The sequence below is a fragment of the Mucilaginibacter sp. genome, from assembly GCF_025359345.1.
Classification (GTDB): domain Bacteria; phylum Bacteroidota; class Bacteroidia; order Sphingobacteriales; family Sphingobacteriaceae; genus Mucilaginibacter.
Genome location: NZ_JANYGQ010000003.1, coordinates 40,279 through 62,817, shown reverse-complemented (window position 1 = coordinate 62,817; position 22,539 = coordinate 40,279). Strand labels below are relative to the sequence as shown.

The following is a 22,539-nucleotide window of genomic DNA, read 5'->3' as shown; positions in this document are numbered from 1 at the left end:
TATTGAAAAATATAATAAACTGCTTAATATGAAATTACAAACGATATATATACTTGCAGGCGCTGTTATGCTAACGGCGTTTGCAGCGTGCAAAAAAGACCTTATTAAAAATAATACCAACCCTAATGCGGTAACCGTTGATAAATTCGACGCAAATAATTTTTTAACTGCAACTCAGCTATATTACACCGGCAGCACAGATAACGCCATTGAAGTGGAGGAAACCGAGATACAGGGCGCAGGTGCTATGATCCAGCACTGGGCATCAACTTCGGGTTATTTTTTTGGCGATAAGTACGTGGGTGCGCCTACAAGCGGTGGCTGGGGTTCTTTTTTCGACCACACCTATGATTCTACCATCAAAAATGCTGTAGTGCTTTATACCATTACGCAAGGCAACCCCATCTACAAAAACCTGCACCAAATAGCCAGGATTATGAAGGCGATGGCGTTTGAAAGAATTACCGACGTTTATGGCGACGTACCTTATTTTGACGCAGGGCAAGGCTTTAACAAGAAAATTTATTTCCCTAAATATGACAAGCAAAAGGATATTTATGCTGATTTGTTAAAAGAAGTAGAACAGGCTACCGACAGCCTGGATGAGAATGCCGACAAACCGACAGGCGACCTGTATTACCGCTACGCAGATGACCAGATAGCTTCGTGGAAGAGATTTGGAAACTCGCTGTTGCTCCGCATGGCAATGCGCCTGACTAAGGTGGACCCTAACACTGCGAAAGCTTATGTTACTAAAGTGGCAGGTAAAACCATGCAGAGTAACGCTGATAATGCAATAACGCCCCACGGCACTAACGATCCGCTAACTATCAACAGGATATATCGTGGGATTGGCGAAGACGGTGATATGCAGCTATCAGGGCAAATAAGCAAAACATTTATCGATTTTTTAAAGGACAACGCGGACCCACGCCTGCCCGTACTATCGTACGTTTATCCCGATGGTTTTACACCAGGCGATGATCCAGCGGGCGGTTCGTCCAACCCGGACGATCAAAACGGCCTGCCGAATGGTTATGATGCCGGTAATACAGCGCACGGTATACTCAGCTACCAGGGCCCGCCGCCTTTTTTAGGCGACCTGAATTTATATTCGCGCCCAAGCCCGATAATTTTTAACCCAACCGCCCCAACCTTAATTTTAACTTACGCCGAGTCAGAATTCTTATTGGCGGATGCTGCTGCACGTTGGGGAATTGGTAATGCGGAAGACCATTACAACAATGGCGTACTTGCAGCCATGACGCAGTATGCTGTTTTTGGTGATTCCGGCGTTGTTAACGATGGCGATGCCGGGCAATACCTGGCAGATAATCCATACGACCCGAGCGATGGCCTTAATATGATAAACACGCAATATTGGGCTTGCACATTTTTTGACGAGTACGAGGCTTGGGCAAATTATCGCCGTACCGGGTTCCCGGCTTTAATTCCGGTAACCTTTACTGGCAGCCAATCGCCGGGAGCTATTCCGCGCAGGATGTACTATTCGTCGGTTGATAAGCAGGTAAATACCACAAATTACAACGCCGCCGCAGCGGGCATGCCCGGCGGGGATAAAATAACCAGCCGCATGTGGTGGGACGTGCAATAAATTAGATTTAAGCAAACTAAACTGCCATATAAACAGCTGTCTTTTTAACGCAAAAGATGGCTGTTTTTATATTTAGCGGTAATTTTTGAAGGCTAAATATTGAAGTAATTAAACAAATTGTGCCGCAAATGATTTATTAGCCTTATTTTAGCGCCTTAATTGAGCCTGCCCGTTGGCGCATTTTGTTAATGCCATATGCAGCTTTATTACAGCTAAAATTTAACATTTTTTAAGATTTAATATGGATACTATTGCATTCCTTTACACGTTTGCATAACCGATGGAACTGCACTGGTAAAAATATTGACAAAACACAGGTAAAACGCCCTTACACTATAAAATGAAAAAAACGCTTACATTAATTTCAATTATTACTCTTATCTCTTTTTACGCTAAAGCACAAGACTCAGAACCTAAAGAATACGTTAAAAGCTATCTGGCCCTCATTGGCGGTGTTTCAACTCCTATGGGCGACTTTAAAAATACAACCTATGAAAATTTCAAGTCAGGGTTTGCCAAAAGAGGCATTGTTATGGGTTTCGAAGGCGGAGTGTACGTTTATAAAAACTTTGGTATAGGTACACAATTAACTTTCCAGGACCAGGGCGAACTAACAATACCCGATGTACAAGTACTTGCCAACGGATACAATAAAATATTAAAGGTAAACTCTACCCTGGTACAGTCGGTTGGTCGTTACCATAGCATTAACTTTATGGGCGGGCCGCAATATTCCTTCACTTACGGTAAATTCATCCTTGATTTGCGGGCAGATGCGGGCTTAATTAAAATGACCTCAACACCCGTGTACACCATTTTCGTATCGAACAAAAACAACACCTCAACTACTATCACTCAAAACGATTCAAAAGGAAGTGCATTTGCCTATGGCGGTAATGCAGGTCTGCGTTGGGAGTTTGCTGAAGGATGGGATATTGGTGTGCGTTTTAATTACGTAAAATCCGACGGGATAAAAATCAGTACTACAGGCGACATTTCAGCATTGAACGGAACCGGAAGATTAGTAACAAAACAGCCAATTACTGAATTACAGAGCACTTTTGGAATTGGTGTGCATTTCTAAATTCATTAAGCAATTATTAAAAATATTGAAGCAGCTATGAAGATAGTTGCTTTTTTTATGCCGCTAAACCATTCTATTACGCCGTTAATATTAAAATTTTGTTGTATTGAACAAAAATGGATAACAAAATTTTTGTTTCTGTTTTTTTTCCGATAGATTTAACCTGCCCATAATTAGATTAAATGATTGAAAAAATTGGCCGCGATAGCATTGCCCGGGCTGCAACACTGATTATTATATGCTGAATTTAAACCTTCAACAAAAACTTTATTATACGCTTCGTTTTGCATCTGCCATGTGTTTTATTGGCCATGGGGCATTTGGCATTATTACTAAACCTATTTGGTGCAATTACTTCGCAGTAGCAGGCATAGGAAAGGTAGCGGCCTATCATTTAATGCCCTGGGTAGGCTCTTTTGATATTTTCTGCGGTATACTTATGCTAGTTTACCCATTAAGGATTGTGCCAATCTGGCTTGTTATTTGGGGCACTGCTACCGCGCTAATGCGCCCTATGTCGGGTGAGCCGTTTGCTGAGTTTATAGAACGCGCAGGCAACTTTGGGGCGCCGCTTGCATTATTAATGCTATCGGGTGGTACGCGTTTAAATATCAAAAGCTGGTTCGCAATAATTAATCCCGATGTGCAAACGGATGCCAAAGTGCTGTCAAATGTTGTAACTTGTTTAAAATTGGTAGTGTTCCTGTTGCTTGCCGGTCACGGCTGGCTTAACCTTATCGAAAAGAAAGGTTTGACAGGCCAGTACACTGCTCTTGGCTTCAACAATCCCGCAATCACTGCGAATATTATCGGCGCCTTAGAAGTGGCTGCGGCCATAACCGTTCTTATCAAACCTGTACGGTCAGTCATCCTCATTTTTTTTGTATGGAAAGTTATCAGCGAACTTTTTTACCCGCACTATGAAATATTTGAATGGATTGAACGCGGCGGCAGTTACGGATGTATATTGGCATTATGGTTTGCATTGGGTAGAGCCGAAGTAACGCAACCTGCAAATGGTAATTTGCAAATAGGATAATCATGGGATCATTAAGTCTTTGGCAGATCAGGCATAAAGATTTGCGGGTTAAGCTTTTACATTTAATCCCCATCGTTTTAACGATCCGATGACTTAATGATTTCTTAATCACAAGGTGGCTCTTCCCCTACTATCTTCTTTTCAATTCTTTTGTCGGGGATAAACCAGATACAGGCCACAACTATATAAAGGGCGAAACTTATTTTAGGGTTAGTAAAAGAAATGGCAATTGCAGCTGCGTAAATGGCTGTTGATACCTTGCCCTTATAGTCTCTGCCCATTGCCTTGGCCAGTAAGGAATCTTTTCCAAGGTGCCGTACCAGCGTAAACAGAAGGATAGTATAGGCAATAGAGTTCATTATTAATACAATACCATAACAGGTAACGGGCCATTGCGCAAAATGGTTCTCGCCCATCCAGGCAGTAACAAATGGCACAAGCGAAAGCCAGAAGAGCAGGTGCATGTTAGCCCAAAGTATTGCGCCATTTACCGATTGTACAGCCTGTAGCGTATGGTGATGATTGTTCCAGTAGATGCCAACGTATACGAAGCTGAGCACATAGCTAAAAAACACAGGTATCAATTCGCGGAGTTCATGGATATCAGCCCCCTTTGGTATTTTAAGCTCTAACACCATTATGGTGATGATGATGGCAATAACCCCATCGCTAAATGCCTCTAAACGTCCTTTTTCCATTGTTGCAAAATCAAAATAGTGCAACAAAATAGGGATTTACGAGCAAAGCAAAAAGACTAAAGCTAAAAGCATATTGAGAGTATATCAGTCCGCCAAGGCAAAACAAACATAACTATCGCCCGATTTGCTGCCGATTTTGCCACCGCCGCATGCAATAACCACATATTGCTTACCATCAATTGCATAGGTCGCCGGTGTAGCATAACCCGCAGCCGGCAATTTTGCCGCCCACAGCTGTTTGCCTGTTTTTTTATCGAACGCCCGTATCTTTTCATCCTTTGTTGCGGCAACAAATACAAGGCCGCCTTTGGTTACCAGCGGGCCGCCATATAACTCTGTCCCCGTGATGGGTATGCCTTTTTTTGTCAATTCGGGATACTCGCCCAATGGCACCTTCCATAATAATTTGCCGGACGTCAGGTCCACCGCATCCAGAGTTCCCCACGGCGGCTTAATACCGGGATAGCCATCTTTATCAAGGAAACGGTTGTAGCCATTCATTACATAAGGTATAGTGTTTGCCATACTTTTATTAACCGGTTCTTTGGCCAATTGCCTGCTTGCTGGCTCCTTTTCGGGCAGCTTTAACACAAACGCTAACAGCGCCTTTTTCGCGTCAGCGGGGATTTGTTTAAATGACGGCATCATATTGCGGCCATTAGCTATAAGCTTGCTTACCTGGTCTTCGGTATACTTCTTGCCGATATTTACCAGCGATGGGTACGATGTGCCGTTACCCTTTAATTCGGGACCATGGCATGATATGCAATAATTATTATAAACGGTATGCCCAATTCCATTTAATGAATGGTCGTCGGTGTTTTTAGGTACGTCAATCATCACCTGTGCCCAGGGCATTTCGCTATTACTGATGTACATTATTTTCGATTCGGGGTCAACCGCTGCACCGCCCCATTCGCCGCCGCCGTCGAAGCCCGGGAAAATCCAATCACCGTCCTTACTAGGCGGAGTAAACATGGTATTGTATTTTACTTTTTGATATTGGGCCAGCATAGCTGCATGTGTTTCGGGGCTGATATCAGAAACGTCTTCGGGGCCAAAATGCTGCCTAGCAAAAGGCAGTGGTAATGTTGGGATAGGTTGAGTTGGCCAAACCTGCTCGCCCGGCAGGGCATTTTGCGGCACAGGCTTTTCCTCAATCGGAAAAATTGGTTTCCCGTTTGTCCTGTCGAACATGAAAATATAGCCGTGCTTGCTTATTTGCGCCACAGCATCAATCGTTTTGCCATCGTGCTTAATGGTAACGAGATTGGGGTTTGCTGCAAAGTCGCGATCCCATAAATCATGATGCACAGCCTGGAAATGCCATATGTATTTCCCGGTCGCCGCGTCCAAAGCTAAAAGTGAGTTGGCATAAAGGTTTGTTCCTTTGCGGTTACCTCCATAGAAATCGCCACCAATTGAACCAGTTGGAATGTATACAATACCTCGCTTTTCGTCGAGTGCCATTCCCGCCCAGTTATTTGCGCCGCCCAGCCGTTTCCATGCATCTTTATCGGGCCAGGTTTCATAGCCTTTTTCGCCCGGCTGTGGAATCGTATGAAAAATCCAGCGCAGCTTGCCCGTCATCACATCATAAGCCCTTACGTGCCCGGGCGCGGCATCTTCCGACTCAGCAACCCTGGTACCTACAATTAGGATATCTTTATAAATAACACCCGGCGTAGTGCCCGATACAAACGATTGGGTCTCTTTACCCAAATCCTTTGTTAAATCTATGTATCCGCCTTTGCCAAAATCCTTTACCGGCTGGCCGCTTTCGGCATCTATTGCATAAGTTTTTGAACCTACACTGTAAAATATCCGTTTGTTATCGCCTTTGTCATCGCTCCAATAAATTACACCTCGGCAAACTTTATAATAAGCCAGCGGATCGTCTTTTTTTGAGGTGTCCTGGCTTGCCGGGTCGAATATCCATTTTTGTACGCCGGTAGCGGCGTCTAAAGCAAAAAGTTTGAGTTTTGGGCTGGTGGCGTACAATGTACCGTCAACCATTATGGGGTTGCATTGATTTTGGCTGCGGTTGGCACTATCCTTATCGCCAGAACTAAATTGCCAGGCTATTTTAAGGCTTCCGACATTGGCTGCGGTTATCTGCTCATTTGCCGAATACCTGTTGCCCTCCTCGGAGCCGGCATAGGTGCGCCATTCTGTATTGTTTGATGAATGTTTTTTGCAGGATGTAACGATGCCTAGTACAAGCAGTAAACAAAATAGTACGGGAATTTTCATGTCGTAAAGTCGGCTTTATTTGGAGTTAATAAAGCTAATGAGATTATGTTAAAAACAAAATAAGGTTTCCCTTCAGAAAATCATTAAATGAGTGTAGGGACGCGGTGCTTCTCGTTTAATCGAGGAATGGTCTTAAGGCAAAGATTCATATATCAAAAGATTGACAGAATGTGCATTACTCGTTTGGTAGGAGACTTGAAGCGTCCCGGCGATTTGCCGAACTCAATTCACCAAACTTTCCTCGTAGCTCCGCAACACCCTCGATACTCTTGCATAGTGCCTCAACAGCAATTTGCTTTGAAAATTCTTAGGGTCGGGTTTGGCGAAGTGCTTGCCTGTTTCCATACCCATTATGATGCCGTGGTTGTTTACCTTTTTTTGCTCGGTCTTCTTCAACCACCTGTCACCTGTGATCCTCATCAACATATCGTCAATTTTATTACCTGCGACGTTGTCAAATAACAGTTCGACCAAGTTTTTAAAAAAACCTGGTCTAACCGGCTTGGCGCAAGCGATACGCATATTTTTATTTGGCAGATAGTTTCTTGTCCACGCATTTGAAGCAAAAAAGCTATCAAAAATGGTGTCGCCCTGCAGCGGGATGAGTGTAGCTATTTCAATTGCGGTATAGATATTCTTTTCAGCAATTTCCAGTTGCTGCTCGTCTATGTAATAATTCATGCAAAACAGGTGCTCTTTATTAACCAAAAAAGTGAGCTTCTTAAAGCAATGCATTATAGTACGGGCTATCCACAACTTATTTTTGGCAGTGATGATAAACAGGTCGATATCGGATTTATCGTCGGCGAAATTTTTGGAAAGTGAGCCAGATATAGCTATGCCGCGCACATAAGGGAAGCGGATGAGCAGGTTTCCCACTTTCCCGGCAACTTTTATTAGCTCCGCAGCCTTTTGGTTACCGTCATTGCGGCGCACAACCAGGTACTGGTCGTTCTTTAATGTGTAAAATTTATCAAACTGGTGGATTATCCCGGCTTCGAGCAGCAAACGGAGGGCATCTTCAAATACGTCAAAATCGTGCTTATTCTTTAAGAACAAGTAAATCTCGGCCCTTGATAACGGATAATCAAACAGGTCGAAATAAGCCAGGGTTTCTAATATATTCTCTTTAATCACCGACAAGCTTTTACTAATTAAGGGATATGAAGGGTTTTGCATTTACTTGTTATATTAAAAATAGCTTACATAATAATGACGGTATAATTACTTGTTAGGTTGCCCATGTTATTAACTATTTATGTTGTTTTTTCCGGTTTGATGTCCGTTGATACATCCGCGGTCGAAAAAATGAAAAACGAGTAGAAAAAAGCGTAATAAAATATACCCTTATCCACATCCAGCAAATTTTCAGAAAAGGATACACAGGTGATTATCAGCATGAAAACAAACAAAAGCAGATCCTTTTGCTGAAAGGAAACATTTAACCCAAACGCCAGTGCGCCCAGGTAAACCAGCAAACCGATCACGCCCGATTTTAGCAGGAAACTGAGGTATTGGTTATGCGCATTAAGGTTGTGTAAAAAAGAATTGTACAGCCGATTAGTGAAAAAATTATCATGTAATAAACCCAGCTCGGTGCCTGTGCCGTAACCGGCCACAGGCTTTTTCTCTACGAGCTTAACAATTACGTTCCAGCGCGCCAGCCGGGAGTCCAATGACTCGCCCGGTTTTGCCGGCGATAGGTCTGTAGCCAACTCGGTTACATAACGCTCACGGAATGCGGCCGATGATAAAATGCCGGCAGCCAGCAATACTGATAATGATGCAGCCATCATTATGTACCTGCGCCGTTTAACACCCTGTAATAAAAAATAAGGCACTGCAAAATTTACGGCTAAAAACAAGGCAATAAATACCGATTTTGAACTTAACTGAACCATTCCGCACGTAAGGATAACTGCGCAGGCCAAATACAACAGTCTTTTGTAAAAGACCTTTTCTTGTAGTAGTAGCAACAATAGGAAAACAAGCGCCAACCCTATCTGCATTGAAAAAAAAGTGGCATGCATACCGATTGGCTCCGAAAAATTATGATTGGCAAAATAGCCCGAAAACAACATGGAGTAAGGCAGTTTAAAATGCCTGATGGTCACCAATGCATCAATATACAGGTACAGCAACGTGGTGGTACAAACCAATGCGAAAAACAGCAGTAGCTTGTCGCGGTATTTTTTCAGGTCGAAAGGGTTAAGACAAAACAATATGGGGATGACAAGGATTACCGCCTTTCGGCCAATCTCATCAAGCGCACCTTTGCTATCGCTGCTGTATATGGCCGCTAACAGGGTAATTATAAAAACCGACTGCAACGCCAGCATCCTTAAGTTAAAAACTGGCTTGATGTTTTTTTTACTGAGATGGATAAGGGTGTGGATACCGTAGCTTATTAAAATTAGGTGACTGTAAAACTTGTCGAACGGCAGCGAGGCCATCAATAACATGAGGTGGTAGTAGCTTATTTTATTGGTAAGGGTGTCGTTTACCTTAAACAATCCGCTCATGTTTTTTACTTTGATAACATTCTATAATGTACTGCTCATATTGGTCAATTATCTTTTCCCAGTTAAACTGGTATTTAATTTTGTGCAGGTTATTACTAACCATCGTTTGTTCAATTTCTTTGCGTTGCACCGTTTCTACCAGGTTACGAACTTCTTTGGCATCCGAAAAATAAAATGCATCGGTGTGCAGTACTGACTTGTTAAAGGGGTTGTTGTGCGCAGCAATCAAAGCCTCACTGGCCATGGCTTCGAGCAATGATGGGTTGGTGCCACCAACGCTGTGCCCGTGAAAATACAGATAGGAGTTATTTTGCAGCGCACGCACCTTAGCCGTATCAAAAATAGAACCTTTAAACTCAATGCGCTCGTCGTTTTTAAACTTATGGGTGATGAATTTGCCAAACTTGTTGCCAGTATCACCAAGCACTTTAAACTTGCGGTGCGAGCTGCTGTTGTTAAAACCTTCCAGTATGGTCTCAATGTTATTTTCGGGCTCCATGCGCGCCATCAATAAAAAATAATCTTCTTTCAAAGCGTCGGTGCTGTCCACCTGTTCGCGTTCCTCTTCCGAGAATAAATCTGCACCGTACGGGATATATTTGCTATTGACCTTGTATTTGTCGCCGAGGTATTGTTTGATAACCAGCGAGTCGGATATGTAAAACTCGCTGTACTTAACCGCCAGTTTTTCGGCATACTTTAAAAATTTCTGAACCTTTGGTGAGTATTTCGAACGCTTCCATTCCAGCCCGTCCATATTGGTGATGATGGTGCTGTTTGGCGGATAAAGCTTGCCCCAAACCGAGCTACTGGTGTAGCCCATTATTAGTATAGCATCAAACTTTCTTTTACGGGCATCCAGCAGGCAGTTTAAATCGTAAATAAATTGGCCGGCCGTGCCAACGAGGTATTCCGGGTCGTAGCAATGCTGTATATTCACACCATTCCAGTTATCTTTTTGATAAGGATGGTTGTGCGAATTATACACCGTAACTTCATGTCCGCGTTTTACCAGCCCTTCGGAAACATATTCGGATATATGTTCAAAGCCGCCGTAGTAATTCGGAACGCCCCTTGTACCTAATATTGCTATTCGTAATTTCATGCTATAGCTACTAATTGATAAGCTTTAAGTGTTTGTTGTGCCGCCTGTTGCCAAGTATAGTTGTTCAGTATCCTGTTTAATAAATCTTCATTAAACGGCATAACGCTAGCCTCTTCCACCGCCTCAAGTATACTCTCCGGACTGGCCGGGTCGCAGTAGACAGCATCATCGCCAAAATAGTCGCGTGTATCGCCTTTATTAGTTATTACTATATTACAGTGCATCACGGTTGCCTCGATAGAACTTAAACCTGTAGTTTCGAACCAGCTGGGTAAAATGTGAACCTTAGCCCGCTGAAAATATTCCAGCAGTTCATGCTGAGGCAAGCGGTCGACAAAGCTGATGTTGTCAGCCGCAATGTCTCGGCACTGTTGGTAATATTCCTGCTGGTTAGGTGCGGCCGCGCCAATAATTACCAGCTTAAAGCGGGTATTGTTTAATGCTTTTATCAGGTTAAGCTGGTTTTTACGCCCCTCAATCCTGGCTACACAAATCACCAGGTTCTTGTCCTTTTCCACCGCTGCGTTAAATGGAAACTTCTCAGGATTAATACCATTGGTAATTATCATATGCTTTACCTTGCAAGGATAGGTTTCCTGTACCCGCCTAAACTCCGATTCAGAATTAGGCAGAATAATGTCAGCTTTGCTCAATATCTCGATAATACTTTTGCGCTGGCCTTTCCATAAGTAATCAATGCTTGAAAGGTGGTCCTTCCCCAAAATCCAGCGGGCAACGGTTTTTAAATATTCTACCCCGTCAGCAGGCAGGCGGGTAAATATGGCGCCCAATCCGTCGCGGTTGTATGTATAATAATCGCCGTAGGTGCATAGTATCGTCGATATCACAAAAGGTTTTTTAGCCATTTTGCTGTGATGCAGGATGTCAGCCGGGCGTATCAGGTTAAAAAAATGCAGCAAATCATATTGCTCGTAGGAAATCATTTCTTTCGACAGCAAAATATCTACTCCAACTCCCAATGCGGTAAGCTGCCGGGCAGTTTGCACAACCTGCACAGTGTCCCCGCCGGGAACGGTGTATAGCGTCGATCTTGCTATGAATGCTACTCTCATCTTGTCATTGTTAAAACTTGCCCTGGCTAATGTTATGCAGCCATGTAATAAACCGCTCCGGGAAATAGCTAACTGTATAAATCAGGTAGTTATCCAGGCGCAGCGGGTGTAGGCTAATGGCCCTCACCATGTTCATACGTGCTTTTTCAGGCTGGTAATTATTCAGCAGGAATTTTTTACCGCATAACGCATAGTAAGCCCCCTGCTTTATTTTCGGCGAATATTGTTTACCGCCAATCTGGTACAATTCGTTGCCCTCGGCCTCTGTAATATTTTTGTTTTTTAAAGTGGAGTATTTTATAGCACGAAATTTTCGTGTGCGCCACTTTTCGTCGATAGTTATTGATTCGGGATTCAGCCGTACCTTTATCAATGGCTGCGACAGGTTGCAGGCCTTCTCGTTTTTAAGGATATTCACCCATAAAAAATGATCCTCGTAGGTATAAGCATGCTCGTTATAGCCACCATTGTTAACCACAGCTTCCTTTTTGTAAAATACACTTGAGTGGATAAACGGGCAGATGGTATACTTCAACTGCTGGATTTCTTCATTTAAATGCCCTTCCGGATGATGGGTGAAAATAAAATGGCCATCAGCATCGATATAATCAACCGCCGAGCCGATAATAGTATATTCAGGGTAGGCAGTGATAAACTCATACTGAACCTTCAATCGAGTTGGCAGGCAGACGTCGTCCGCATCAAACCGGGCTATGTAAGGTGCACGTGCATTTTCCAAACCCCAATTGAGTGCTGCAGAAACTCCTTTGTTTTCCTGGCTAATGAGCACTATGCGAGGGTCGCTAAATGAACGGATGATTTTTTCTGTGTCATCTGTAGAGCCGTCGTTAATTATTAACAGTTCAAAATCAGTAAATGACTGTTCCAGCACCGACGAAATTGCTTCACCAATATACTTTTCAGCGTTGTAGGCCGGCATTAAAACAGTAACCTTTGGGCGTTCAATGTCCATAATTCATCAGGGCTTTGTTATCGGTTTCCTTGATATTTAAAAACAGGAGCAACTCAAAAAACACAATTACCGATAATTGCTCAAACCAGTAATCAGTAAAAAAAATCAACAGTAAAAGCAGCAACGCGGGGAGCCCATAAGTAAATGTTTTGGCGTGCCTGGCGAAAAACCACACATAAAATATCGCGAAAGCCAATAACCCAAGTAAACCATACTCAGATAATAGCTGGTCATAAACAGAATTTGGACTGTTGGTTAACGAATGTAAACTGGCACGGCGACCGAAAAAATTGAGGTAAACGTCAAGATGGTTAGTCAAAAAATCAGTATTGATATAAGCATGATTTTGCGGATAGCCCCCAGCAAAGCCAAAACCGGTGGCCCTGAAAGCAAGCTTCGATGAAAAGTTACCCATCCCGGCACCGGCTACTATTTTCGCTGGATGTTGTTGAAAGAAAGCTGCTGTTTGGAAAAAAGTGATAACCTTACCGGGGCGACCCGGTTTAAAAGTTTTTTGTGCCGATAGCGGCAAGCTGGCCGCATGCGCGTCGATAAAATTTAATAGCACATGTTGTACAGGAGTTGTATCGACGATGGATTGATAAGGCAGCGAATTAATATCTGCTGTATCAATAAGTATCCTGCCTTGCTCTGTTTTTGGCAACGCAGCAATAGCCGTAGGCTTTACCAGCGCATTTTTTTTCCGGTGCGAACGCCAAATACTGTCGAGATAATTTTGCGCGATCCTTTTCCTGGTTTCTTCCAGAGTAGGGATGTTGCTGCATGTTACCGCTGCAACTGTTTTACTATTGCCGCCAACAGGAATTTTTATTGCCTCATCAATTGTTTTAACTGCGTATTTATCGTTTTGCGGTGAAATGCGACCCATAAAAACCACCATCAGCACCAGGCAAACCACGATAATGCTTTTTTGGTCGCGTGTGGTCCTGAAAATAAATAACAGCGCAAACAGCAGTATCAGCGACATATTCAGGAAATTGCTGCAGGTAAACAGCAGCACAACCATGCAAACGAGCACCATTGGATTATTTCTTCTTATCAAAAAGTAAAGAACCCCGAGCGCATTTAAGGCTGCATTGGTTGTGGATGTGTCAAAAGTGATTCCCTTTATGTAGTCACCCGTTCCGATAAAATATTTCTGGTATTCGCCCTGATAACGGTATGGGTTAAGTGCGCCAGTTTCCCAAACAATGGCGGCAAAATTAAAAAAGCAAACAATGGCGTTAAGAACGAAGAAAACCAGTATAGTTCGTTGTATGGTTTCGGTTTCACTATTTTCAACCGCCAGTTTAACCTGGTGTATGGCTAGCAGGCAAAGTAGCCAAAAGCCCATGCCTGTGATGAAAACGAGCAGGTAGTCAGGATTTGTGTACGCTTTGTTTATCACCAGGCTGATAAGTGGGATGAGCATTATCAGTGGGTAAAACAGCGGCAGTCTTGAATTTTTAAAGCTAAAGCCGAACTTGAAATCGAAGCGAAGCAGGTAAATGATAACTATTGCTGCAATTTTAATCCCCGTTTTTACATCCAAAAAAAGCAGCAAAAACAACAGCAACCTCCAGTCGATACGGTTTATGGCCTTTTTTAAATTAAACACAGCAATAGGGTTTAACATCAATACTTAATTAATCGCGTTTAAAAGGAGCTAATAGTTTCAATAGAATTACGTATCGAATCCAAAAAGGGTTGCCTGTGTAGCCCACAAAAAAGGCATTCTCACCGGTCTTGTTTCCGCGGGCTCTTTTGCAGATGCCCCTCGCTGGATAAACCTATCCACCCCAGTATTGCAGTATGGTTTTATGTTCACTGTTCACAGTGGAACATATGGAACAGGGTGGAACGGCGAAACAAGGGCCCGGGATACCAAAAAGCCTGTTTCTGCCTTAATAACGCACTTTTCACCTTGTCTGCTACGTCGAAAAACACGAAAAGTACTGACAAATCAGTGTCAGTACTTTTCGTAAAAACTGCTTATCTCCTGCGTAACCCATGCGAGAACTTAACTCTATTTTCTGGCCAAAATTTGCATAGGCAGGCAGCCAAAAGTGCGAATCCCCCGTAGTGCATTATGTACAGCAAACTGAAAGATTATATTAATTTTGATGCTGCGCCATAAATAATCAATATTGACAAAACACAGGTTACTCACTAAAATATTCTCATCGGGCTTGCAGGCAATTTCTGTACAGGTGCTGGGGGCATTTTTCTTTTATTTTATCTCAGTTTACCTGTCGAAAGATGATTTTGGCGTTATCAGCTGGACTAACGCCGTCTCTATATTGATAACTACGGTTCTTGGCTTTGGGCTGGAGCAGGTAGTAGTGCGGCGAGTCGCGGCTTCCCGGCAATCAGATTGGGCAGCAACCGCTTTTTTTATCCATTCTATAACCGGCTTTTTAATAACGTTTTTATTCCTGTTACTGCTTAACAACATAATGGGCACAAAAGCAGGCTTGTATAAACAATTACCCTGGTTCTTTTTAGCGCAAGGGCTTATTTTTATTGGTGTGCCCTTAAAGCAATTTTTAAATGCCAAAGAAAAATTTACGCCTTACGGAGTTATCAGCATAATCAGTAATATTGGTAAAATAGCCGCTGCCTGGCTGCTGTTAAAGCAGGGTATTCTTTATATAAACACCGTTTTGGCGATTTTAATTTGCGCAGGGGTGTTTGAACTTGTCGGCTTACTTGTTTACCTGCTTGCGAAAACAAGCTTTGATCTAAAATTCCGATTCAAGGCGTATATAAAACTTATTAGGGAATCGTCGGCACAATACATATCAGTTATATTTGATATCAGCCTGTCGCGAATGGATTGGATTCTGCTTGGGATCATGACAAGCACCAGCATTTTAGCCGACTATAGCTTTGCTTACCGGGCTTATGAGCTTTCCCGGTTACCGATGTTGATCATTGCCCCGATAATTTTACCGCGCTTTGCGAGGTTATTAAGCGGAAACGGCAATATTAATATTGAATACCAAAAGTATATTACAGCATTCAATGTTGTGGAGTTGTTTTTCGCAGCTTTAATCCCGTTAATACTAAATATTTTATGGGTGCCTGTTATTTCTTTAATAACTCATGGCAAATATGGTAGTTCAAACTCGCTGCAGTTTTTAATATTGTCGGGTTGTATCCCCTTGCAATTTTTCATCAACCTGCTGTGGTCGATAAGCTTTGCCGCGAAAAAGTACAAATCTGTATCAACCGTAACGGTAGTGTGCGCAGTCACAAATGTTTGCCTGAACCTGATTTTGATACCAAGGTTTGGTGGTTTAGGGGCGGCTACCGCATTCTTAGGTACCACGTTACTGCAGGCATTGCTGTATTACAGGCTGGTGAACCGCCAAATCACACTGATATCTATCTGGCCGATTTTGATTTATACCGCTGAAGCTGTCGGAGTTTACTTCGCAAGTATCCAGCTAAAAATCAATTTCTTACTCCAGGGATTATTTGCTGTTTTTTTGTACATGTTAATCACAATACTGACCAGGCAAATAACACGCGTGCACATCAATAACTTTAAAAATTTACTCAATAAATGAATATCCTATACCTGTGCGATGAATACCCCCCCGGCAGGCATGGCGGTATCGGTACATCTGTAAGGTTGCTGGCCCAGCAAATGGCAAAACACGGGAATAAAGTGGTAGTTGCCGGTTTATATGGCCCGGGTTATGGCGGCGCCGATGAATTCGATGACGAGGGTGTTAAAGTTTTTCGTTTTCGCAGGGGGTATAATTTTGATTTTTTAGGCAACGAAACGTCGTTGCTATCATGGGTTGGTTTGCGCTTGCTAAACGAATCTGGTCTGATGGAACGGGATATCAAGAAAAGCCTGGCTATCTATCAAATTAGGCTGGAAGAAATCATTGCAGAATACAATATCGATATTGTTGAGATGCCCGACTACAACGATTACGTACGGTTTTGTAAAAGCGTAGTTCTGTTCCCAAAATTGTCGGTTCCGGTGATCGTAAAAATGCACGGTACTATCACCTACTTTAAAAATGAAGCGAAGCAAGCCGTTCCCGCCAACGTCCTCCAAATGGAGCAGGTTATTTTAAACCAGGCGACAGGTGTATCGTCGGCAAGTAAATACACGGCCGATAAAAGCGCACTATACCTATCTTATAACAAACAAATTACTGTTCTATATAATGGAATAGATACAAACATCCCGGCGGCAAACATCATCAAAAAGGCGAAGCAGGTAATATTTACCGGAACTTTGGTGGAGAAAAAAGGAATACTTCAACTGGTAAAAGCCTGGAACATTGTAAATAAATCACATCCCGATGCGCGGTTGTTCATATTGGGCAAAGGCCCGCTGCAAAAAGTTAGGGCTTACTTAAATGCTGCGGGCGAATCTTCGGTGATTTTTAAAGGCCATGTTGCGACCAATGAATTATATTCGTTTTTACAGGAATCTGCAATAAGTGTATTTCCGTCGTATGCCGAGGCATTTGCGCTGGCGCCGCTGGAAGCGATGGCCTGTGGCACTGCTGTAATAAATTCAAACCGCACATCGGGCCCGGAATTGCTGGGGGATGAAACCACCGGGCTGCTTATTGATCCTGATAACGTAGAGCAAATAGCATCGTCAATAGTTTATCTTTTAAATAACCCCGATGTTTGCACAAGGTTGGCAAAAAACGGATACGAAAGGCTTAAGGAACGATTCGAAATAAGTAAGATTGCACAGGAAAATCTGGCTTTCTACCAGAAAGTGTTAGATGGTATCGCCCCAATATAAGCAGGGTATTAATATTCAACCACCAACCTGTCCTTCGCAGGCTGCCGTTCGCCATAGGTTTCCATCTGGCTTAAAAAATGATATTTGCGGCGAGTGTTTTTAACAGTGATTGTGGCTATTTCCCAGCCTTCACGGCCATCCAAAAAACCCAGGCAAAAAACATAGTTTTTGATAAAACCAAAAATCGGGGATATATACAATTTAATTAACCCGGCCTTTTTACCAGCCCGGAAATATTTTTTTGCACTTAGCTTTGCATAGTAGCTGCCCTTATTGTCAAACTCCTGCACGTTTTGCACCGAATAATGGTGAATAGCACCCGCTATTTTTTTCTTTTGGAAATGCGATGGTATCACCAACGTTTCATGAACCATCGTTTCCGACCATTTTACCCAATTGCGGTTAAACAGGCGAATATGATGGTCGCGCCCCCAGCTGCCAAAACGGATAGGTTTGCCCCCAAAGTACGAGCGGAATTTAATATCGTAAATAACCCGGGTGTCGCTTAAATCGATGGCATGAATGGCTTTAATCAGTTCATCGTCCGGTATCTCATCAGCATCTACGCTTAGTATCCATCCATATTTAGCTTCTTCAATGCCTTTGTTTTTGTTGGCGCCGTAACCATCCCAGTTCTTTTTGTGAGCCTTGCAGTTGTGCCCCTCAACAATACTTGCAGCGCCGTCATCATCTCCGTTGTATACAACTATAACATCATCGGTTAGTTTCCTGGCCTGTTCTATACAGCCATTAATAATGTCAGCAGCATTTTTTGTAATTATAACAACAGAAACCGGAACCATTTATTTAAATTTAGATGCCTTTAACGGCGGTGTTTGTTAATTATATCGGTTATCGGGGCGAAATGGTTGCCTTTGATATAAATTTTAAGCAAATAAATTTCGCCTTAAAATTTAGGGATATGGCGGAATTTATTAAATAGTAATAGAAACTTTCATCATAATACATATTTTTTAATCATTTGATTACCAACACATTAAACACGCCAAATGATTTTTTAAAAGCCGGCAGGCAACCTTTTTTTAACAATCAACGTGATAACGTTTAGAACAATGGGAACTACATTAGCTAACAGGATATAAACCCATATGGGAGAAGAAGAGTTACATCAACTGATCGCGGGCTGCATAAAACAGGACAGGAAATGCCAGAAAATGCTTTATAAAGCCTTTTACGGTTTTTCTATGGGGATTTGCCTGCGCTATGCCGGGAACCGCGATGAAGCGGCGGAGGTGATGAACCAGGGTTTTTTTAAAGTGTTTACCCATATCCAAAGCTTTGACACCAGCAGGCCGTTCAAGGCGTGGCTGGGTAAGATAATGATGAATGTCTCCATTGACTTTTACAGGGCCAATTTAAAAATGGCCTACACAGAAGATTTGGAACAGGCTGAACACGTAAGCGATGGCGACATCGCCGATAAAAACCTGAATTACAACGATCTTTTAGCGATGGTGCAAAAGCTACCCCAGGCTTATCGCACAGTCTTTAACCTTTTTGCAATTGAAGGTTATTCGCACGAAGAAATCGCAACAATGCTTAACATAAATGCCGGCACTTCAAAGTCGAATTTGCATAAGGCCAGGCAAAAGCTAAAAAACATGATATTAAAGGCAGATTCGTCTGCTGGCAGTGCTAATTATAATAATGGCATGGATTGCACCCCGATAGTAGCTATCAAAGCGATAAACATGAACGGGGTGTTTTTAAACAAAGGTATTAGAGAATGAACACAGAGAACGAAAAAAGATTAGACGATCTTTTTAAAAAGAAGCTGGAGGACCCGGTCGATGAGATCCGGTACGAGGAGGGAGATTGGGATGCGCTCGAACAGCTGCTGGATAAACCCAAACGCAAAGGGATTATCTATTTGTGGCCTATTTTAAGTGGTATTGCTGCATTGATGCTGGTTTTTTTAGGATGGTGGGCTTTACGCCCTAAAAACGGGGGCCAGCAAAGTGGCAACCCCGTACAAATGGCCACTCAACCTAAAAAGGATACTATAATTGACAATAAATCAATTCCCGGCGCTAAAAAGCCCGATACTATTATTGACCGGCAGGCCGTTGCCCGCCCAAACGTAAAAGACACTATTATTGATAAGTCGCAAACTATAGTCGCTCACAAGGCACCCGCAATTGTAGCAGACAACGGTCGAGATATCCTTGGCAAAAAAACACCAGTATTAAAAAATAGCCTGCAAAAGCAACCAGCAGCCCTTCTAGTTAAAAATGATAAACAACAATTTGCCACAACACCAGTAAGCCCGAAAAAGGATACTATTATTGACAAAGCGGTTAAAAACAACAAAGTAAGTAACGATGCTTATGCTGTAAACCAGGCGCCGGTTACCAAACCTGCAACAACAGACAACCAGGCCGCGGTAACACAGCCTGCTGTAACACAACCACCAGTTGATACAAAAACTGTATCAGCCGCTAATATACCGGCTAAGCCAAAGGTAAAACCGCAAATGGCGTACCGCCCACAATATACTTTGAGTGTGATTGCAGCACCTGATTTAAATGGGGTGAATTCATTTGCGCAAAGCAAAGTAGGCACAAATATAGGTTTGACATTTGCAATCGGGCTATCGCGTAAACTTACGGTAACAACCGGCGCATTGTATTCGGTAAAACCTTATGCAACCAATTTTAACAACTACCGCAATGGCGTTAAATGGCCTGTGTCGCCGCAGGAAGTTACTGCGGATTGCCGGATGCTTGATATCCCTTTAAATGTTAGCTACCAGGTTTACCACCGTAATCAAAATAAATTATCGTTCGGCACCGGGTTGTCATCATACATTATGCTGCACGAAAGTTATAAATTTGAATATAATGCGAGTAGTATCACCAGTAACTATAGCGGCGGCAGTAGTGCTACAGGGCCTTCAACAATAAACGTTGCTAACCCCGGCAAATACTTTTTTGGCGTAGTAAACTTAAATGCTACTTATGAACATCAAATTAACTCAAAGGTTGGTATCAGCATACAACCGTATATGAAAATCCCTTTATCAAACATTGGCTACAGCCAGGTTAAACTACAGTCTACCGGCGTTGCGGTAGGGCTAAGCTGGAACTTAAATTCGTTAACAAAACCCTAGAAAGAATGAAATATCTAAGTATTATGTTACTTGCCTGGATGACAACCTTCCAGGCGGGACAGGACCTCTACGTCTGCAAAAATGCAAGTATAACGCTGTTTTCAACCGCACCAATAGAGGATATTAAGGCCGAAACATCTACAGGTGCTTCCGTATTTAATGCTGCTACCGGCGAGTTGAACTTCACCGTACTTATCAGTTCGTTCAAGTTCCCCAAGTCATTAATGCAGGAGCATTTTAACTCTGATTATATGGAGAGCGACAAATACCCGCGCGCTACTTTTAAAGGCAAAATAGCTGAAAAAATTGATGTGACTAAAGATGGCAGCTACCCGATAAATGTAACCGGCGATTTAACCGTGCACAATGTAACAATGAAACGCACCATACCTGGCACTATAACAGTCAAAGGCGGGATGATAAGCATGAAATCGGAATTTATGGTAAAATGCGCCGACCATCATATTGACATTCCAAAAATAGTGTTTCACAACATAGCCGAGAGCATTAAAATGACGGTTTCGGCAAATTATGTACTTAACAAATAACAATCACACACTAAACAATTCCTGATATGAAAAAATCTATAATTCTATTGAGTTTCATGCTGGCAGGTATGAGCTTAATGGCCCAAAATTCCGACAAAAAAACAAGTGCCGCAGATTCACTACTGAACTCAATGAGCGGTGGGGAAGCAACCGGCCCTATGATGATATTCAAGTCGTCGAGGCTTGTTTTGTCGCAAAGCACAGAAACTATCAAGAAAAATAACTTTAATTTTTTAGTGATACACCGTTTTGGCGACTTTGCAGGTAAAAACGGTGGCGGCAAGCTGTACTACGGTCTTGATGACGTGGCTGACGTGTACATAGGCTTTGAATATGGCCTGACCGACAACCTTAATATCGACATGGGGCGCAGCACAATTGGTGGTCTTGCCGATTTGGAACTTAAGTACGCGGTGTTGCACCAGGCCAACGGAGGCTCACCATTTGCCATAACTTTACTCGGCGAAACCGGTTTACGGCCGTACGGTAAGGATTTCCCCAAAGCGTCTGACAGGTTTTCTTATTTCGGCCAGGTGTTGATAGCACACAGTTTTTCGCCGGGCAATGTATTGCAAATAGCACCATCATTTGTGCGCAATAACACCCCTATCCCGTTTGTGGTAGATAACGACCTGGACTTTTTTGCGCTGAACGCCACCTTGCGGTTAAAGTTATCGAGGCATGCAGGCTTTATTGTTGATTATGCACATTCATTCTCATCATTCCAACATACCCAGGGCAACGGCTTTTCAGGCCCGTTGGGCTTTGGTTTCGAAATGGAAACCGGCGGCCACGTATTTACACTTAATGTAACCAACGCCCGTGCCGTTAACGAAATAAATTACCTTAGTGGTACCCAGTCGAGCTATGGCCGCGGGCAATACAGGTTAGGCTTTACAATATCAAGGATGTTTGATTTTAACGGGCATAAAAAAGACAAGAAGGAAACGAAGGAAGGCAATAATTAACCATAAAAAGTTAAAATAGCACCATAACGAGGGCCGGTATTTTTATAGCTTTATTAGCTGTAAACTTATACCGGCCTTTGTTATGAAATGCAAATTCTATTTCGCAAGCACAGCTTGTTTTATTGTTTTTTTCCTGTCTGTTAATCGCGTCATTGCCCAGGCAGATGCCGTTGGTATTTTTGACAAGCATGAAGATATTGGGCACCCTAAAAATGCCGGCGCAGCAACTTACGATAAAGTTACCCACACCTATTTTTTAAAGGGATCGGGCTATAACATCTGGTTTAACCGCGACGAATTTCAATACGTTTACAAAAAAATAAAGGGCGACTTTACCGCGACAGCAAATTTTGAATTTACAGGAGCAAAAGGCAACGATCATCGTAAAATTGGTTGGATGATAAGAGAATCTAATGATGAAAAATCCATCGAACTAAATACAGTTGAGCATGGCGATGGACTTACTGTAATGCAGTGGCGTTCGCTCACCGGCCAAAACATGAAAGATCCGGAAGGCGAGATATTTTACCCTGAAAAAAAGTTCGAAGTAATTCAGTTACAGCGTATAGGCAAGCGGCTGATCATGCGTATAGGCCACGTTGGCGAACCTTTAAAAACCGTAGGCGCACATATAATGAAAAACATGCCGGATGAAGCACTGGTAGGTTTATTCATCTGCTCACACGATCCAGAAGTGATTGAAGAAGCAAGGGTTTGGGATGTGCATATTGATATCCCCTGATAAAAT

19 protein-coding genes are annotated in these 22,539 nt (G+C 42.7%); 10 read left to right on the top strand and 9 right to left on the bottom strand.

The features are described 5' to 3' along the window. The first annotated feature begins 28 nt into the window (after window positions 1-28). The 3 genes from Q0R52_RS01260 to Q0R52_RS01250 all read left to right on the top strand — a co-directional run bounded on the left by Q0R52_RS01260 (window position 29) and on the right by Q0R52_RS01250 (window position 3,738). Window positions 29-1,615: a SusD/RagB family nutrient-binding outer membrane lipoprotein gene (locus Q0R52_RS01260; RefSeq protein ID WP_295791276.1), complete on the top strand. Its 1,587-nt coding sequence runs from the start codon at window positions 29-31 to the stop codon at window positions 1,613-1,615. A 340-nt stretch (window positions 1,616-1,955) separates the two neighbouring features. After that, window positions 1,956-2,699: an outer membrane beta-barrel protein gene (locus Q0R52_RS01255; protein WP_295791274.1), complete on the top strand. Its 744-nt coding sequence runs from the start codon at window positions 1,956-1,958 to the stop codon at window positions 2,697-2,699. A gap of 238 nt (window positions 2,700-2,937) precedes the next feature. Next, window positions 2,938-3,738: a hypothetical protein gene (locus Q0R52_RS01250; protein WP_295791271.1), complete on the top strand. Its 801-nt coding sequence runs from the start codon at window positions 2,938-2,940 to the stop codon at window positions 3,736-3,738. A 104-nt stretch (window positions 3,739-3,842) separates the two neighbouring features. On the opposite strand, the gene Q0R52_RS01245 is transcribed toward Q0R52_RS01250, so the two are convergent. The 8 genes from Q0R52_RS01245 to Q0R52_RS01210 form a co-directional block, all read right to left on the bottom strand. After that, entirely contained in the window at window positions 3,843-4,436 is a 594-nt protein-coding gene (locus Q0R52_RS01245) for a TMEM175 family protein (RefSeq protein ID WP_295791268.1), read from the bottom strand. A gap of 84 nt (window positions 4,437-4,520) precedes the next feature. Further along, window positions 4,521-6,689, bottom strand: a complete 2,169-nt coding sequence (locus Q0R52_RS01240) for a PQQ-binding-like beta-propeller repeat protein (protein ID WP_295791265.1) — start codon at window positions 6,687-6,689, stop codon at window positions 4,521-4,523. 222 nt (window positions 6,690-6,911) lie between these two features. Beyond that, window positions 6,912-7,868 carry a hypothetical protein gene (locus Q0R52_RS01235; RefSeq protein WP_295791262.1) on the bottom strand — a complete coding sequence of 319 codons (957 nt, stop codon included), beginning with the start codon at window positions 7,866-7,868 and terminating at the stop codon, window positions 6,912-6,914. A 77-nt stretch (window positions 7,869-7,945) separates the two neighbouring features. After that, a complete protein-coding gene (locus Q0R52_RS01230) occupies window positions 7,946-9,211 on the bottom strand; it encodes an O-antigen ligase family protein (protein WP_295791259.1) in 1,266 nt (421 codons plus the stop codon). Next, complete coding sequence (locus Q0R52_RS01225; RefSeq protein WP_295791257.1) at window positions 9,195-10,316, bottom strand: DUF1972 domain-containing protein; 1,122 nt, start codon at window positions 10,314-10,316, stop codon at window positions 9,195-9,197. Before Q0R52_RS01225 ends, Q0R52_RS01230 begins: the two co-directional genes overlap by 17 nt. Next, the gene (locus tag Q0R52_RS01220) at window positions 10,313-11,389 is read right to left on the bottom strand and encodes a glycosyltransferase family 4 protein (protein WP_295791255.1); all 1,077 of its coding nucleotides are present in this window, start codon (window positions 11,387-11,389) and stop codon (window positions 10,313-10,315) included. The genes Q0R52_RS01225 and Q0R52_RS01220 overlap by 4 nt, the downstream gene beginning before the upstream one ends. 10 nt (window positions 11,390-11,399) lie before the next feature. After that, a complete protein-coding gene (locus tag Q0R52_RS01215) occupies window positions 11,400-12,362 on the bottom strand; it encodes a glycosyltransferase (protein WP_295791249.1) in 963 nt (320 codons plus the stop codon). Then, complete coding sequence (locus Q0R52_RS01210; protein WP_295791246.1) at window positions 12,352-13,998, bottom strand: hypothetical protein; 1,647 nt, start codon at window positions 13,996-13,998, stop codon at window positions 12,352-12,354. Before Q0R52_RS01210 ends, Q0R52_RS01215 begins: the two co-directional genes overlap by 11 nt. 511 nt (window positions 13,999-14,509) lie before the next feature. Between Q0R52_RS01210 and Q0R52_RS01205 the strand changes: the two genes are divergently transcribed. Beyond that, a complete protein-coding gene (locus Q0R52_RS01205; RefSeq protein ID WP_295791243.1) occupies window positions 14,510-15,934 on the top strand; it encodes a polysaccharide biosynthesis C-terminal domain-containing protein in 1,425 nt (474 codons plus the stop codon). Further along, window positions 15,931-17,145 carry a glycosyltransferase family 4 protein gene (locus Q0R52_RS01200; protein WP_295791240.1) on the top strand — a complete coding sequence of 405 codons (1,215 nt, stop codon included), beginning with the start codon at window positions 15,931-15,933 and terminating at the stop codon, window positions 17,143-17,145. Before Q0R52_RS01205 ends, Q0R52_RS01200 begins: the two co-directional genes overlap by 4 nt. An 8-nt stretch (window positions 17,146-17,153) precedes the next feature. On the opposite strand, the gene Q0R52_RS01195 is transcribed toward Q0R52_RS01200, so the two are convergent. Next, the gene (locus tag Q0R52_RS01195; RefSeq protein ID WP_295791237.1) at window positions 17,154-17,948 is read right to left on the bottom strand and encodes a glycosyltransferase family 2 protein; all 795 of its coding nucleotides are present in this window, start codon (window positions 17,946-17,948) and stop codon (window positions 17,154-17,156) included. Window positions 17,949-18,254: 306 nt separating this feature from the next. Here Q0R52_RS01195 and Q0R52_RS01190 point away from each other — a divergent pair, with 306 nt between their 5' ends. The 5 genes from Q0R52_RS01190 to Q0R52_RS01170 all read left to right on the top strand — a co-directional run bounded on the left by Q0R52_RS01190 (window position 18,255) and on the right by Q0R52_RS01170 (window position 22,533). Next, a complete protein-coding gene (locus Q0R52_RS01190) occupies window positions 18,255-18,896 on the top strand; it encodes a sigma-70 family RNA polymerase sigma factor (RefSeq protein ID WP_295791236.1) in 642 nt (213 codons plus the stop codon). Then, entirely contained in the window at window positions 18,893-20,275 is a 1,383-nt protein-coding gene (locus Q0R52_RS01185) for a hypothetical protein (RefSeq protein ID WP_295791233.1), read from the top strand. The genes Q0R52_RS01190 and Q0R52_RS01185 overlap by 4 nt, the downstream gene beginning before the upstream one ends. Window positions 20,276-20,280: 5 nt before the next feature. Then, a complete protein-coding gene (locus Q0R52_RS01180; protein ID WP_295791230.1) occupies window positions 20,281-20,823 on the top strand; it encodes a YceI family protein in 543 nt (180 codons plus the stop codon). A gap of 26 nt (window positions 20,824-20,849) precedes the next feature. Next, window positions 20,850-21,791 (top strand): DUF5777 family beta-barrel protein, encoded by a 942-nt coding sequence (locus Q0R52_RS01175; RefSeq protein ID WP_295791227.1) that lies wholly within the window; start codon window positions 20,850-20,852, stop codon window positions 21,789-21,791. Window positions 21,792-21,873: 82 nt separating this feature from the next. Beyond that, complete coding sequence (locus Q0R52_RS01170; protein ID WP_295791224.1) at window positions 21,874-22,533, top strand: hypothetical protein; 660 nt, start codon at window positions 21,874-21,876, stop codon at window positions 22,531-22,533. Window positions 22,534-22,539 lie beyond the last annotated feature (6 nt).